The organism is Paenibacillus arenilitoris (assembly GCF_014705655.1).
GTDB lineage: Bacteria > Bacillota > Bacilli > Paenibacillales > Paenibacillaceae > Pristimantibacillus > Pristimantibacillus arenilitoris.
Genome location: NZ_JACXIY010000007.1, coordinates 74,710 through 89,943, shown reverse-complemented (window position 1 = coordinate 89,943; position 15,234 = coordinate 74,710). Strand labels below are relative to the sequence as shown.

Here is a 15,234-nt window from a genome sequence, read left to right as displayed (position 1 = left end):
TTAGCATTTTTTTATGCGATTTTGGCTAATGCTTGTATCATTTGTAAATGCGCATAAAACGGCAGCTCCGCCGCGGCCAAGGTTGGCCGAGGGCGGAGCTGCACGGATTTAGGATAGACGAATCGTAAATTCAACCTGCTTGCTGCCGCCGGCTACGTTCACGAAGCCGTTCGTAACCTCGAGTCCGCCTTCGACGGCAGCGATGTTGCCCATGCCTTTCACCGCGAACGAGAACGGCTTGCCGCTGCCCTCCACTTTCACGCTGATCGCATCGCCCTGACGGGAAGCGGCAACCTTCATCTCGGTTACGCCCGCAATATCGCGTACTTTCGTCTCCGCGGCGCGGCCGTCCTCGAGATTATGCAGCTCGAGCGACACGCCGTCCGCGTAATCGTAGTCCGGGCGCAGGTCGTTCGCGCCGAGCGCGATAATCGAGTTCGGCCGGACGAACAGCGGCAGGCTGAAGAAATCGTAGTTTTCCTTGCGCCACGAGCCGCCTTCCACGACTTCGCCGGTAAGCAGATGCGTCCATTTGCCGGCCGGCAAATAGTACGTCACGCTGCCCTGCTCGTTGAAGATCGGCGCCACCAGAATGGAATCGCCCAGCATGTACTGGCGGTCGAGCATTTCGCTCGTCGGATCTTCCGGGAATTCGAGCACCATCGCCCGCATGGACGGCAATCCCAGCTCCGTCGCTTGTACGGCCGTATTGAACAAATAAGGCATGATCCGGCATTTCAGCTTCGTGAAGAAGCGCGTAACGTCAACCGCCTCCGTATCGTATGCCCAAGGCACCCGGTACGATTTGCTGCCGTGCAGGCGGCTGTGGCTGGAGAGCAGGCCGAAGGCAAGCCAGCGCTTGAACACGTGCACCGGCGCCGTATTCTCGAAGCCGCCGATGTCGTGGCTCCAGAATCCGAAGCCGGAGATGCCGAGCGACAGGCCGCCGCGGAGGCTTTCCGCCATCGATTCGTAATCCGCGTAGCAGTCGCCGCCCCAGTGAACGGGGAACTTCTGGCCGCCGGCCGTCGCCGAGCGCGCGAACAAGGCCGCTTCGTTCTTGCCAAGCTTCTCTTCCAGCACCTCGAATACCACTTTATTGTAGAGATACGTGTAGTAGTTGTGCATTTTGACCGGATCGGAGCCGTCGTAATAAGCGACGTCGGTCGGAATACGCTCGCCGAAGTCGGTTTTGAAGCTGTCCACGCCCATATCGACCAGCTCGCGCAGATAACCGGCATACCACTCGCAAGCCGCCGGGTTCGTGAAATCGACGAGCGCCATGCCCGGCTGCCAAAGATCCCATTGCCAGACGTCGCCGCTTGGCTTCTTCACCAAATAGCCGTGCTGCTTGCCCTCCTCGAACAGGCGGGAGCGCTGGGCGATATACGGGTTGATCCATACGCAAATTTTGAGCCCCTTCTCCTTCAGGCGCGTCAGCATGCCGACCGGGTCCGGGAATACGCGCTCGTCCCATTTGAAATCCGTCCAGTGGAATTCGCGCATCCAGAAGCAGTCGAAGTGGAATACGTGAAGCGGCAGGTCGCGTTCGGCCATGCCGTCGACGAACGAATTGACGGTCGCCTCGTCGTAATTGGTCGTGAACGAAGTCGTCAGCCATAAGCCGAACGACCAAGCCGGCGGCAGCGCAGGCTTGCCGGTCAGATCGGTGTAGCGGCCCAGCACGTCCTTCATGCTCGGTCCGTCGATAACGAAGTATTCAAGCGATTCTCCGGCGACGCTGAACTGCACCTTCTTCACTTTCTCCGAAGCGATCTCGAACGAGACGAGCTCCGGATGATTGACGAACACGCCGTAGCCTTTGTTCGTAATGTAAAAAGGAATGTTTTTGTACGATTGCTCGGAGCTCGTGCCGCCGTCCTTGTTCCACAGATCCACGACTTGCCCGTTTCGGATGAACGGCGTAAAGCGCTCGCCAAGTCCGTATACCCATTCGCCCACGCCTACGTCCAGCTCCTCGCGCATGAACGCGTTGCCGTTGTTCTCTTTAATGTAAGCCATCGACTTCTGCGTACTGCCCGTAATCCGCTCGCCGCCGCGGTAGAAATCGACCGCCCACTCGGGGCCTTTGCGGATATGAACGCTCAAGTTGCCGCTCGTGAGCACCGCCTCGTTCTCATTTTCTTCAATAATAACGTGATCGCCGGTTTGCGAAGAGAGCTCGAATGCCGGACCGCGGTCTACGACGCCCGCGTGATGGACGAGCTTCACGCCGATAACGCCCGGCAGCGGGGAATGGAAGTGAACCGTGAGCAGCATCGTATCGAGCATGTTCGATCTCGTTACGATCGGGCGAGGCGCCGCGTACGCGGTCAGCCTGCCGTCTCTTTGCTCGAAATCATGCGCCTGCACGGCGCCGAGCACGTTGTATTGTTCGCGAATAAGCCAGTTGCCGTCGGTAAATTTCATGGACTGAACCAACCTTTCTGTTTCAATGGATTTTCAAATGTTTATATTTGCATTATACTGATTGTGTATCGTACAAATCTAACAAAATCATGCTCATCTATAGTACTATTTTGACGTCATGGGACCGAAAAGAAGCATTACCGACGAATTGCTTTCAAGGAGGCTTATCGCACCATGGATCAGACAACCCGTCATTCCTTGAAGGAGGACCGGCTGCACGGCGACAATGCGTTTCCCCTCGCCGCCTACTGGATGGAGCCCGGCGAGCTGGGCGCTCCGGTGCTGGACTGCCACTGGCATGCGGAGGCCGAGTTTTTCTACGTGCTCGAAGGCGAAGTGCTCTTCCAGATCGATACCGACTACTTTCCCGTCAAGGCGGGAGAGGCGGTGTACATCGACGGCGGCGACATCCATGCGGGACATGCGCTGGGCGAATCGGCCTGCTCGTTCTGCGCGGTCGTATTCGATACCCATCTGCTTGCAAGCGCAAGCTACGACGCCGTTCAGGAGCGAATGATCTCTCCGCTGCAGGACAAGAAGCGAACCTTCCCCCGGCATATCAAGCCGTCATCCGAGTGGGAGCGGAGCCTGCTGGAGCATCTTCGCGCCATAATGAACGCATGCGGCAAGCAGGGCACCGGCTACGAAGCGGCCGTCAAAGGCCGGTTTTACTTGATGCTGCACGAGGTCGCGGCCGCGGGCGGCTGGTGCAACCGCAGCGAGACGAGCTCGGCCGACACGACGAAGATCGACAGGCTGAAGAAGGCCATCGCCTATATGCAGCAGCATTATCACCGTCCCCTCCGCATAGCGGAGATCGCCGAGCAAATTCCGATGAGCGAAGGCCAGTTTTGCCGTTTCTTCAAAGCGATGACGAGGCAGACGCCGATCGAATATTTGAACGCGTACCGGATCCGCCAAGCGGCCGAGCTGCTGTTGCACGCCGACCGGACGATCTCGGCCGTGGCGCTGGACGTCGGCTTCGACCACATGAGCTACTTCGTTAAAGTATTTCGCAAAACGATGAAATGTACACCCTCGCAATTCCGCAAGAAGCTGTCCGATTCCGCGGAACGCCGATGAGAACGGTTTTAAAATTTACAGCTTTGTAACCAATTTCTCATCAACTTTTAAGAATTATTTAATAATTGTACGCTACAATAAAAAAAAATCCTTCGCAGGATGGAGGTCTTTTCCAATATGAAAACTACAATGATGTTCCAAAATAAATTGATTCCCGTATACTTAACCGATACGAACAAGCAGGCGATCGAGAAGCTGACCGCCGTGCTGAACCGCAAGCTGGAGACCGGCAAAAACGCGCTGAAAACATGCATCAAATCGCTCATCAGCGTCGAGATCGTCGGCAGCGAGGCTACGCTCCATTCGTTCTTCGAACGGGATACGCTGACGATTTCGCTATATTGATTGCATCGCGCGTTAGCAAAAAAGGACAAGCGGCCTTCGCCGCTTGTCCTTTTTGCTTATTTTTTCCCTTCATTAATAGCGCGGATCAGCTCGAGCGGAACCTTCGGCTTCCGGTCGTAGGTGAGCAGTCCGTTAATTTCCTGCTCGACGTCGGTAAGCTGCGTATAGCAGTAGCCCTGCACCGCTTTGGAGGTGCGGATCGGCCTCACGACCGCCTCCAGCTTCGCGATGAATTCTTCGTCGCTGTTTGCGCCGGAGTAGCCCCAGCCTTCCCACTCGCTCTTCTTGTAGGCGATTCCGCCGAATTCCGTCACGAGAATCGGCTGTCCGCCATAGGCGAAGCCGCCTACGGACAGCTCGCGATTCGCCGGCCTTGCCGCGATCGAAGACTCGATGCTCGCGTAACGCTCGGCCAGCACTTCCTCGCGCCATTCGTAATCGTGGATGTTGTACAGATCCGTGTCGGTCATTTCCCAGCCGTCGTTGGATATGACCGGCCTTGTCGGATCGAGCGACTTCGTCAAGTAATACATCGTCAGCGCATGAAGCTGCTGCTGCTTATCGATCAGAATGTTCGGCACGCCCCAGCTCTCGTTGATCGGCACCCATACCACGATGCTCGGATGGTTGTAATCGCGTTCGATCGCTTCCTGCCATTCCTTCGTGAACTTGCGGACGTACTCGTTCGAATACTGGTACGCGTTCGCCGCTTCGCCCCATACGAGCAGACCCAGCTTGTCGCACCAGTACAAATAGCGCGGATCCTCGATTTTCTGATGCTTGCGGGCGCCGTTGAAGCCCATTTCCTTCGTCAGCTCCACGTCCCTGCGGATGGCGTCGTCGCTCGGCGGCGTCAGATTGCCGTCCGGGAAATAGCCCTGGTCGAGCACGAGCTTCATTTGATACGGCCGGTTGTTCAAGCTGAGCTTGCCGTCTTCGATCGAAATTTTGCGCATGCCGAAGTAGCTCACGACTTCGTCCACCTTCTCGCCGCCTTGCTTCACCGTGAACGTCGCGTCGTACAAATTCGGTTTCTCGGGCGACCACCAGCGGCCCAGCCCGTGATCGTTGAAATCATGCAGTCCGATCGTCCGCTTCTCCCGATTGGAGCGAATCGTATACGTGTCGCTTGCCACCGGCTTCCCCTCGAACGAAATGTCCGCCTGCAGCTCGATGCCTTCGCTTACGTCTCCTTGCACGAAATATTCGATCTCGATCTCGTTCGTATCGATGCGCGGGGTGAACTTCACCTTCTCCAGGTGGACGGGAGCGACCGCCTCCATCCATACCGTCTGCCAAATTCCCGTCGTGCGCGTATAGAAAATGCTCGCGGAATCATGCAGCCAATACTGCTTGCCGCGGGGCAGCGTCACGTCCTTGCTGTAGTCGACCGCTTGCACGACAAGCGTGTTCCCGCCGTCCGTCAGCGCATCGGTAATGTCGGCATGGAACGGCGTATGGCCGCCTTCATGATATGCGACCTGCTGCCCGTTCACCCATACGGTCGCCTCGTAATCGACGGCCCCGAAGTGGAGCAGAATCCTTTTGCCCGCGAAAGATTCCGGTAGGTCCAAATTCCTGGCGTACCATACGACATCGTGGAAATCCGGATCGTGAATGCCGCTCAGCTCGCTTTGGAACGCGAACGGAACCTGAATGCGCTTCGAGAACGCCTTCTGTCCGAGCTGCCACTTCTCCCTGCGGCCCGCATGCTCGTCGTCAAACTCGAATGCCCATTCGCCGTTCAAATTGATCCACTGCTGCCTTGCATGCTGGGGGCGCGGATAATCGGCCCGCAATTGTGTCGTCATCGTCATCGTCCTTTTTGTTAATTTGAAAATTAATGTATAACTAGTGTAAACCGCTGACGCCGTCCTTTGGCGGCATAAGCTCGTTTCGCGATGAAATATAAGCCAATTATAAGTGCAAAACTTATAAATTCTTATATTTTCATGAAATATACCATTCAGTTACATGCTAATGGAAACCTTCCCATTAGTCAACTTTAAAGTTGTATAATTAACTTTAAAGCTATATAATAGACGAGAGTAAACGGCAGAATCTAGAGCGGAATGAGGATAACGGCATGAACATCGAGGTAAATAGCAGTAATTTGAAATTTCTGGAATGCTTTGCTTCGGATACGAGGGTGAAGATTATCGAGCTGCTGAATGTCCGCCCCATGAATATTAAAGACTTGGCGGAGGCGCTCGGCATCTCGTCGGCCATCGTGACGAAGCATGTCCAGAAGCTGGAGGAAGCGCTCATCGTCACGACCGAGAGCGTCCCGAGCACGAGGGGCCGCCAGAAAATATGCCATCTGACGCTGGAGTCGGCGACGCTGCAGTTCAAAGCGAAGGCGAAGGCCGACCAGAACCGCTACGCGGTATCGATTCCGATCGGGCAATATTCCGCCTACGAGGTCAAGCCGACCTGCGGCCTATCCTCCGACACGCGCATTATCGGCATGGTGGACGATCCCCGCTACTTCTCCGACCCCGAGCACGTGAAGGCTTGCCATCTCTGGTTCGGCAGCGGCTACATCGAATACCGGGTCCCGAACTATCTCGTCGGCCGGCAGCGCGCGCGCAGCATCGCCATCTCGCTGGAGATCTGCTCGGAAGCTCCGAAGTACAACGAGAATTGGCCCTCCGACCTGTCGTTCTACATGAACGACATATGCCTCGGCGTATGGACATGCCCCGGCGATTTCGGCGCCGTGAAGGGCGTCTACACGCCCGCATGGTGGGGGCTCGGGACGCAGCACGGCCTCCTGAAGCAAATAACCGTCGATGCGGACGGCTCCTACATCGACGGCATCCGGATGTCGGACGTGACGGTCCAGGACCTGGCGATCGGCTACGGCGAGGATATCCGGTTCCGCATCAGCGCCCCCGAGACCGCTACCCACAGCGGCGGGCTGAGCATGTTCGGCAGGCAGTTCGGCAACTACGACCAGGACATCCTCGTCTACGTCGGCTATTGAAGCCGGTCTTCGCCCGTCCTCTCCTGCCGGCCGTGCATCCGGTCGCGGTATTCCTTCGGCGACATCCCGGTTTCGTTCTTGAATACCCGGTTGAAATGCCGGATGTTCGCGAAGCCGGTATGCTCCGCGATGACTGCGATCTTATGGTCGGAATGCGCCATCTTCCGCTTCGCCTCCACAATCCGGAGCTCGGTAAGCCGCTCCACGAACGATTTGCCCGTGCGCTGTTTGAATAACGTGCTGAAGTAAGCGGCGTTCAAGTAGACGTAATCCGCAACCTCCTTCAGCGTCAGCGACTTGTTGTAGTTCTGCTCGATGTAGCGGAGCGACCGCTCGATCGGGTCGTCCGCCTGCTGCGCGGCGCCGCTCCCCATGCATGCGGACAGGTCGGCGAGCAGCTTCCCGCACGCTTCCATCAGCTCCTCGCGCGAGGAAATCGAGCAAATATGGAACAGGACCGCCTTCATATCCTTCGTCCCGAGCCACCGCTTCGTCACGCCAAGCTTGCCGGCCCATTCATAATAACGGATCAACAGCTTGCACAGCTGCTGATGGACGGCCTCCGGCGTCCCCGCCTTGGCGCAAAGCTCGCTTACGTATGCTTCGGCGGCTCTCGCAACCTGCTCGCGCGTCCCTTCGCTGATCGCCTGCTCAAGCCGCTCCATCATCATTGTCCCCGTCTCGCCGAACACCTGTTCCCCCTGCTTCGTCTCGCCGTATACGAGCACCTTGTCGCCGCCGGCGATCAGCCGGTGAAGCAGCGCAATCTCCGCCTCGTTGAACGAATTCGCGACGGCTCGGACGCCTTCCGCCGGCCGGCCGACGCCGATTGTCACCGTCATGCTCGACAAGGACGTAATCTGCCGGCGGATCGTCTCGCCGATCTCGAGCACGCCCTGCATCGCCCGTTCCCGATCCGCCACGTTGAGCAGCGCAACGACCTCCGTGTCCGACAGCACGAAGCAGAAGCCGTTCGCCCTGCGGCCGATCACCTCCTGCACCAATTGCTGAATATACAATTGAAACAAGGACGGATCGGCTTTATTGTAGCGTTCGCTGCCGACCGAGCTTTTGTCGAGCTTAACGACCATGCAGACGAAGTAAGGCAGCCTGAAGTCGACGCCGATTCGCCGAAGCAGGTCCAAGTCGTCTTCGCTCACGCTGCCGCGCAGCAAGCCCGTTACGAGATGCTCGCTCACATGCTGCCTGATCTGATGCGCCTCTCGGTGCGATTTGGGAACAGCGGCCGCCTGCTGCGACCGCAGCTTCTCTTTCAGCAGCTTCAGCACTTTCGCCAGCTCTTCCCGCTCGATCGGCTTCATCATATAGTCCTTGGCGCCTTGTCGCATCGACTGCTGGACGTACGCAAAATCGTCGAAGCCGCTTACGACGACGCACAGCGTAGCGGGGAAGCGCTCGCGAATGATCTGCTGAAGCTGGATGCCGTCCATTCTCGGCATGCGAATGTCGGTAAGCAGGGCGTCAGGCCTAAGCTCCTCGATCAATTGCAGCGCTTCGCAGCCGTCCCTTGCTTCCCCGGCGACCTCCCAATCCGGATCGAGCTCGCCGATCATCTTGCGCAGCCCTTTGCGAAAAATCGACTCGTCGTCCACGATGACAATGCTAGGCATGCTGGCTTCCCCCTTCCAAGTAATGCTTATCCGTTAACGCCGGCAGAGCCATCGTCACTTTGAGCCCGCGATAAGGCATGCTCGCAAGCGTCAAGCCGTACGACTCGCCGAAATGCAGCACGATGCGCCTGTGCACGTTGAGCAAGCCGTTGCCGCTCCGGCCTCCGACATCCTTCGCATGCCTCAGGCGGGTTCGGATTTCGTTCAGCTGCTCCTCCGTCATGCCGATCCCGTCGTCCTCGACGACGATCAGCAGCGCGCCTTGATCTATCCTGCACGCAAGCCGGATCATGCCGTTCCCGGTCCCCTTGTCGATGCCGTGATTGATGGCGTTCTCCACGATGGGCTGAATGATGAGCGGGATAACCGCGCAGGCAAGCGACGCCTCGTCATGCTCCAGACTGAAGTCTATCCTATCCTCGTACCTCATCTGCTGAATCGCCATGTACCCCTTGACGTGTTCCAGCTCGCTCGCGAGGCTGACCCGCTCCTTGCGGCCGCTTAAGCTGTACCTTAGCAGCCTGCTCAGATGATTGGTCATCTTCACGACCTCCCGGTTGCCCTCGACCTCGGCATACATGCTGATCGAACCAAGCGTATTGTATAGAAAATGCGGATTGATCTTGCTCTGCAGGGCGGCGATCTGGGCGTCCTTCTCGCGGATTTCGGTCTCGTAGAGCAAATAGCCGAGCTCGCTCAGCTTCGACACCATCGTATTGAACGCCTTGCCCAAATGACCGATCTCGTCCCACTGCTTAACCGGGAAGGAGACCATCAAGTCGCCCCGCTCCACCTTGCGCATCAGCTTGATCAGCCCGCGCAGCGGCTGCGTGATCCGAAACGCGAGAAACACGCACATCATCATGGCGAGGCCGACGCATAAAATGCCCAACAGCATGATCGAATTCCGAATCAGAATCGTATCCTTCATTAGCTCCGATACGGGGACGACGCCCACCGTCATCCAGTTCGTGACCGGAGACGTCACATGGGCGACGAGCAGCCGCTCGCCGTCTGCCATCGCGTGCGTCACTCCTTCGGGCTCTTCCTCTCCAGGCAAGGAAGCCGCGTCCCGCAGCGGCGCGCTGCCGTCCTTGCCGACGACCGTGCCGCCGGTCCGATCGGCGAGGTAGAGCGATTCCCTGCTGCCGAGCGTCACCTGCGACAAAATCCGGTGGATCACCTTCGGATCGACGTCGATGACGATATAGCCGAGCTTCTTGCCGCTGTCGAAGCTCCGCAGCTCGCGGGCGACCGAGAAGACGGGATAGACCGTGCCGCTCGTCGACGCAATGTCGTGCGTCGGGATGAAGATCGACTGGCCGTAACGAATCTGCTCGTTCTTCAGCCACCCCGCGTTCTCGTCGAGGCGGTAGGTCGTGACGTACTGGCTCTCGGGCAGCACCACGTAGGACGCGCCTCTCTCCCCGAACAGCGATACGCCCATAATATCGATCCGCCCGTTGAGGAACACCTGCGACACGAAGGCGTTCAGCTGCTTGATTTCCTCCAGCGTGAGCGGCTGCCCCTGCTCGCGATTGCTCTCCAGGAAGGCGATGATCGGCTCGTATTGATACGGCATCAGCGTCAGCCGGTCCAATTCGGACATGTAGGTGTCCAAATGCAAGGTCAGCTGCTTCATCGTCTGAAGCTGATAGTCGCCGACCTTCTTCTCGAGCGTCGCCGCGAAACGGGAGAACGCGAAATAGCCCATGACGCACAGCGGCAGCACGATGAGGATGAAATTAATGATGATGAGCTTGCGCGCAAGCTCCTGATTCCGAAACCACCAAATCAATGCCCGTATCCGCTTCATGATGCTCCCCTTACTTCCTTAGCTCGTTGCCTACCCGCTTCACGGCATTCGCAAGCGCCTGCTCCGGCGTCTGCTGGCCATAATTGAGTTTCTCGAATTCTTGAATAAGCACTTCGACGATCGACCACTGCCTCACATGGCGCGGCCAATACGCGACGTAGTTGGCCGAAGCCGCGTATTCGCTCCTGTAGTTAAGGCTGGTGAACGGCTCGCTCTTCACGACGCTCGTCATGCTCGGCACATGACCCGCTTCCGCCCACATGGCGCCGTGCTCGGCGCACCACTTCATGAACGTGAGCGCCGCCCGCTTCTGTTCCTCCGTCAGCGTATGCTTCGTCGGAATGGCGAGCGTATGGGAATCTCCCCATACCGCGGGATGATCGTACAGCACCGGCATCGAGACGACGCCGAAATCAAGATTCTCCGCCTTCTCGAACGCGCCCGTCCCCCATACGCCTGTTATGAGCACGGCGGCTTTGCCGTCGTAGAACAGCTTGAACGCGTCGTTGATGTCCGGCGGAATAAGCCGGCTCTTATACAGACCGTGCACGAACCGAAGCGCCTGAAGCGCCTGCGGATTGTCGAATACCGCCTCGCTGGCGTCTTCGTTATAGAACGCGCCTCCGCCCTTCATTTGATTGTAAAGGCTCCACCACAGCCATACCGCGTCGATCCGGGTGCTTGGCTGCGCCATTGGCGCGACGTCCGCGGGCACCGCGGCTTTGAGCTTTCCGAGGAACGCTTCGAAATCCGCCGCCCCTTGCCCGACGATTGGCCTCTCCGCCCCGTCAAGCACGCCGGCCGCCCGCAAATACGATTTGTTGTAATACATGACGAGCGTATGCGTATCGAGCGGAACGGCGTAATGCTCCCCGTCGTAGACGGTCGAATCGAGAATGTTCGCGTTGAAGCCCGACCAGTCCAAGCCGACTTGCCGCGCGGGCTCTTCGAGCTTTTCGATATATCCGTTCTGCACGAACTGCGGCAGGCTGGTCTGATGCAAGATCGCAAGCTCGGGCGCATTGCCGGATAGAATGGCCGTCCGCAGCCGCGAGTAATAATCGTCCAGCCGGGCATTCACCTGCACGACCTCGATGTCGGGATTCTCCCGGTTGAACCGATTCACCATCTCCGTCATGAATTGATTGTCGCCGCCGCTGAACGGCGTCCAGTACTCCAGCCGCACGGCGGCGCTTCGCTCCCGGCCGCCGGGCGGCTTGTCGTCCGCCGCCGTCTCCTCGCCGGAGGAGCAGCCAGTCGTCGCCGCGGTCAGGAGGCCAATGAGCGCGCAAATGACGATCCGTTTGCTCCAACATCCGTTTTTCATCTTCCGCAGCCTCCGTCGTTGTCAATTCCGAATCCTTATTTCGATTCGGCGCCAATATCCAAGTAATCGATGTCGAACCGCGCCTCCGCTTGTCCGATCGCGATCGAATTGGCTCCCGCCTTCAGCTTGACCGCTACCGTCGTCTCGGCGAACGAGCTTCGTTCTCCGGCAGGGATCTTCACCTTCTTGACGCTTCCGCCGTTAACCGTCAAGGACAGCTCCGCCTCTTGCCCGGACGCGTTCGCGACCGCCAAATGGACGGCATAGTCGCCGCCGCGGGGAACCTGTATATGATCGAACCGGAGCGCCTCTTCCGGTCCCTGTCCGATCGCTGCCGTTCTCCCGCCGGACGCAAACGGATTTTCCTGCATTTCGCTATCACCGCCGATATGCGCGTATTCCGCCTCGTAGCGGACCAGCTCGATCGCCGATACGCGCTGAGCGCCGTCGCCCGACAGGCTGATCGTATTTTGCCCCGCTTGCAGCGGAACCCTGACGTAGACGTAGCCCGTCTCGCCGTCCTTCATGGGAGGAAGCGAGATCGCGGAGGCTTCCGCGTCGCCGACCCGAAGCTCCCCATTAACGGCCGCATCGCCGTCGTTATTATAATGAAGCAGCACGGATATCGTCGTATCGACCGCGGAAGGAAGCCCGACGAATCGGACCTCGCCGTCCGACCGAACGGCGTGCTCGGCCTTGAATACCCCGGAGCCCGACGGCACTTCGATGGCCGCGCTTACCGATAACGGACTGCCGAACGCCGGCATTCCGTTCTCGTCCCATTCGATCCGCTGCGCGCGCGCCTTCCGGTTGTTCCAGCCGTCGAATTCGCCGCTCGTCGCATGGTAGACGATCCAATCCTCCGTGCCGTCCGGCGAGGAGACGAACGTGTTGTGGCCGGGACCGTATACGCCGGCCTCCGCGTCCATCCGCATAAGCGGCTGCTCGGTCTTCCTCCACTTGGAAGCGTCCAGCGGATCGGCGCCCGCCTCGAGCGCGAGCAGGCCGATGCTGTAGAACGGCGTCCAGCTTCCGGCGCCGGAGTACGCGAGGAAGACGCGCCCGTCCTTCTTCAGAATCGCTTGCCCTTCATTAATATACGGCGGGCCGCCCGCCCGCTCCCAATCGAGGTCCGGCTCGTTCAGCAGCACGCGCGGCCCGCTGATCGTATACGGGTTGCTCATCGGGGCGATGTACGTGTTCTGCTGCACGTTCACGTCTCCTTCCCAGCCGGACCAGACGAAATAGAGCTTTTCCTCGTGCTCAAGCACAAGTCCGTCGATCGCCCATTTGTTCGTCTCGTCCGTCACTTGCCCTTTAAAAACGTACTCGCCCATCGGATCGTCCGTCGCGGCTTCCAAGGCGTACATCCTGTGATTCTCGTTCACGCCGTCGTCGGCGGCGAAATAAATATACCACTTGCCCTGCACGTACTGGATTTCCGGCGCCCACAAGCTTGCGGAATACATCGTGCCGACAGGCGGATACCAGACGACCTTGCGCTCGGCTTGGCGAAAGTCCAGCGTCCGCGATTTCATAACCATGACGTCGGCGCCGTGATGCGTAAAGGTCATATAATAGAAGCCGTCTTTGTAGACAATGCTCGGATCCGGCGTATCGATTTCCGCGAGCGTATTTTTAAACGTGCCGCCATGGCCGTTGTAAGCCGCCGCAGGCTGCCCCTGTTTCTCATCGTTCCATTGATACAATGCCCATCCCCCCATCATTATAATAATAGCGGCTGCAAGCAGCGTTGCAAATCGGACCGTTCCTTTGCGTGCTTTCGTCATTCCAATGCCTCCAAGCGCGAATGCGTATGATGTGCGCAAAAGAGACCTCCTGCGGCGCGGTCTCTTCGCCTTCTTACTATTTGACGGCGGATTGCGTAATCGCCTTGACGAACGAGCGCTGGCCGATAATGAACACGAGCACGACCGGCAGCGCGGCGATCGTCGTCATCGCCATCAGCTTCCCGTAGCTTTGCGTATAGCTTCCCGTCGCCATCATCGCGATGCCGGCCGTAATGGTGCGCATCTCCGGCGAGGTCGTCGCGTACAGCGGCCACACGAAATCGTTGTAAATGCCCATGAACGTAAAGATGGCTAGCGTCACCATGATCGACACGGCGGACGGAAGCAGGATGCGAGCATAGATCTGCCATTTGTTCGCGCCGTCGATGCGGGCGGCCTCCTCGATCTCTTTCGGAAACGAGGCGAAAAATTGGTAGAGCAGGAACACCCCGAACGCCCCGGCCGTCGCCGGCAAAATTAACGCGGCATACGTATTGATAAGGCCGAGCGCGTTGAATTCCATGTACATCGGCAGGAAGGTGAGCACGCCCGGAATCATGAGCGACGCGATGAACACGGACAGCATCGTCCGGCGGAGCGGCAGATCGTGAAGCCTTGCGAGCGCGTAAGCGGCCATTGAGTCGATGATCAAAACGACGGCCGTGCCGATAACGCCGACGGAAAGCGAATTCGCAATCCACCGGACGATCGGCACGTTCATCAGGTCGCCGTTTATGCCCTGCACGAAATTATCAAGCGTCGGCTTCAGCGGGAAGAAATTCATTTTGCCCGACAACGCTTCAAAATCGTTTTTGAACGCGGTCGAGAGCATCCATACGAGCGGCAGCACGAAAAAAATCGCGACGGCAATGGCCAATAATACGAGCAGAAGCTTTTTCTGTTTTGCCATTTACGCGTTCCCCTTTCTTCCGCTTGTCAGCTTGAACTGCACGATCGAAATGACGATGATGAGCAGCGCCATCACGATCGCCATGGCGGAGGCCGAGCCTATTTCCTTGCGGATGAACGCTTGGTCCAGCACGTTGATGAGCAGCACCTTCGTCGCGTCTCCCGGGCCGCCGCGCGTCAGCAGGAACGGCTGGGCGAAAATATTAAAGGAAGCGATCGTCGACGTAATCATGATGAACAGCATGACCGGACGGATCGACGGCAGCGTAATGTTCGTAAACTTATGCCAGGCGTTCGCTCCGTCTATCGAAGCGGCTTCGTAGTAGTCCTCGGGCACTTCGTTCAAGGCGTTGATGAATATTATCATGTTGAAGCCGATCGTCCACCACAGCGTCGTGATGATCAAGGAGATCCACGCCCACGGCGTATCGGTCAGCCATGGAACGTTCGCGATGCCCAGCTTCATGAGCAGGCTGTTCAAAAAACCGGCGTTCGTGTCGAACATCATGAGCCAGATGACCGACATGACCGATGCCGATAAGGCATACGGCAAAAAGTAAAACGTACGGAACAGGCCGCGGAGCTTGCCCGGCAGCGCATTGACGAGCATCGCGAGCGCGAGGCCGACGACGATGAGCAGCGGCACGGAATAGAGAACGAACTGCACCGTTACCCACAGCCCGCGGAAGAAGATGTCGCTCAAATAGGTGCCCGGCGTAAAAATTTCGATATAGTTGGCGAGCCCGACGAATTCATGCTCGGTCGACAGCAGCTCGAAATTATGCAGACTGATAAACACCCCGTACAAAATCGGGAATAACAGAAAAACGCAAAAGGCCGCCAAATACGGCAGTATGAACAAAAACGAAGTGAAACGCGATACGGCTGTGCTTTTCATGCGGCTTCCCCCCTGGCTG

General features: G+C 58.0%; 11 protein-coding genes. 3 read left to right on the top strand and 8 right to left on the bottom strand.

Features of this window, described 5'->3' with window-relative positions; genetic code table 11:
- Positions 1–108: 108 nt before the first annotated feature.
- On the bottom strand, positions 109–2,430 hold the full coding sequence (gene yicI / locus IDH41_RS05685; protein ID WP_190859092.1) for an alpha-xylosidase: 2,322 nt from the start codon (positions 2,428–2,430) through the stop codon (positions 109–111).
- Positions 2,431–2,604: 174 nt separating this feature from the next.
- Here yicI and IDH41_RS05680 point away from each other — a divergent pair, with 174 nt between their 5' ends.
- Together IDH41_RS05680 and IDH41_RS05675 are read left to right on the top strand one after the other, a co-directional pair.
- Complete coding sequence (locus IDH41_RS05680; protein WP_190859089.1) at positions 2,605–3,513, top strand: AraC family transcriptional regulator; 909 nt, start codon at positions 2,605–2,607, stop codon at positions 3,511–3,513.
- Between the two features lie 117 nt (positions 3,514–3,630).
- Positions 3,631–3,858 carry a 3-dehydroquinate dehydratase gene (locus IDH41_RS05675; protein ID WP_190859087.1) on the top strand — a complete coding sequence of 76 codons (228 nt, stop codon included), beginning with the start codon at positions 3,631–3,633 and terminating at the stop codon, positions 3,856–3,858.
- A 56-nt stretch (positions 3,859–3,914) separates the two neighbouring features.
- Here IDH41_RS05675 and IDH41_RS05670 read toward each other — a convergent pair whose 3' ends face one another.
- Positions 3,915–5,669, bottom strand: a complete 1,755-nt coding sequence (locus IDH41_RS05670) for a glycoside hydrolase family 2 protein (protein WP_190859085.1) — start codon at positions 5,667–5,669, stop codon at positions 3,915–3,917.
- A 275-nt stretch (positions 5,670–5,944) separates the two neighbouring features.
- Here IDH41_RS05670 and IDH41_RS05665 point away from each other — a divergent pair, with 275 nt between their 5' ends.
- Complete coding sequence (locus IDH41_RS05665; protein WP_190859084.1) at positions 5,945–6,844, top strand: ArsR/SmtB family transcription factor; 900 nt, start codon at positions 5,945–5,947, stop codon at positions 6,842–6,844.
- Here IDH41_RS05665 and IDH41_RS05660 read toward each other — a convergent pair.
- From IDH41_RS05660 to IDH41_RS05635, 6 genes are all read right to left on the bottom strand, one after another.
- Entirely contained in the window at positions 6,838–8,475 is a 1,638-nt protein-coding gene (locus IDH41_RS05660) for a response regulator (protein WP_190859082.1), read from the bottom strand. The genes IDH41_RS05665 and IDH41_RS05660 overlap by 7 nt on opposite strands.
- Complete coding sequence (locus tag IDH41_RS05655; RefSeq protein WP_190859081.1) at positions 8,468–10,291, bottom strand: sensor histidine kinase; 1,824 nt, start codon at positions 10,289–10,291, stop codon at positions 8,468–8,470. Before IDH41_RS05655 ends, IDH41_RS05660 begins: the two co-directional genes overlap by 8 nt.
- A 10-nt stretch (positions 10,292–10,301) precedes the next feature.
- Positions 10,302–11,618 (bottom strand): ABC transporter substrate-binding protein, encoded by a 1,317-nt coding sequence (locus IDH41_RS05650; protein WP_190859079.1) that lies wholly within the window; start codon positions 11,616–11,618, stop codon positions 10,302–10,304.
- 35 nt (positions 11,619–11,653) lie between these two features.
- A complete protein-coding gene (locus IDH41_RS05645) occupies positions 11,654–13,408 on the bottom strand; it encodes a family 43 glycosylhydrolase (RefSeq protein WP_223829470.1) in 1,755 nt (584 codons plus the stop codon).
- Between the two features lie 76 nt (positions 13,409–13,484).
- Positions 13,485–14,318, bottom strand: coding sequence for a carbohydrate ABC transporter permease (locus IDH41_RS05640; RefSeq protein ID WP_190859077.1), 834 nt, complete (start codon positions 14,316–14,318; stop codon positions 13,485–13,487).
- Positions 14,319–15,215 (bottom strand): carbohydrate ABC transporter permease, encoded by an 897-nt coding sequence (locus IDH41_RS05635; RefSeq protein ID WP_190859075.1) that lies wholly within the window; start codon positions 15,213–15,215, stop codon positions 14,319–14,321.
- Positions 15,216–15,234: the final 19 nt, after the last annotated feature.

Excerpts from the sequence above, each read along its gene's own strand:
- IDH41_RS05650 (WP_190859079.1), bottom strand. The coding sequence starts at position 11,618 with ATGAAAAACGGATGTTGGAGCAAACGGATCGTCATTTGCGCGCTCATT.
- IDH41_RS05645 (WP_223829470.1), bottom strand. The coding sequence starts at position 13,408 with ATGACGAAAGCACGCAAAGGAACGGTCCGATTTGCAACGCTGCTTGCA.
- IDH41_RS05680 (WP_190859089.1), top strand. The coding sequence starts at position 2,605 with ATGGATCAGACAACCCGTCATTCCTTGAAGGAGGACCGGCTGCACGGC.
- IDH41_RS05665 (WP_190859084.1), top strand. The coding sequence starts at position 5,945 with ATGAACATCGAGGTAAATAGCAGTAATTTGAAATTTCTGGAATGCTTT.
- IDH41_RS05635 (WP_190859075.1), bottom strand. The coding sequence starts at position 15,215 with ATGAAAAGCACAGCCGTATCGCGTTTCACTTCGTTTTTGTTCATACTG.
- IDH41_RS05655 (WP_190859081.1), bottom strand. The coding sequence starts at position 10,291 with ATGAAGCGGATACGGGCATTGATTTGGTGGTTTCGGAATCAGGAGCTT.
- IDH41_RS05670 (WP_190859085.1), bottom strand. The coding sequence starts at position 5,669 with ATGACGACACAATTGCGGGCCGATTATCCGCGCCCCCAGCATGCAAGG.
- IDH41_RS05640 (WP_190859077.1), bottom strand. The coding sequence starts at position 14,318 with ATGGCAAAACAGAAAAAGCTTCTGCTCGTATTATTGGCCATTGCCGTC.
- IDH41_RS05675 (WP_190859087.1), top strand. The coding sequence starts at position 3,631 with ATGAAAACTACAATGATGTTCCAAAATAAATTGATTCCCGTATACTTA.
- IDH41_RS05660 (WP_190859082.1), bottom strand. The coding sequence starts at position 8,475 with ATGCCTAGCATTGTCATCGTGGACGACGAGTCGATTTTTCGCAAAGGG.
- yicI (WP_190859092.1), bottom strand. The coding sequence starts at position 2,430 with ATGAAATTTACCGACGGCAACTGGCTTATTCGCGAACAATACAACGTG.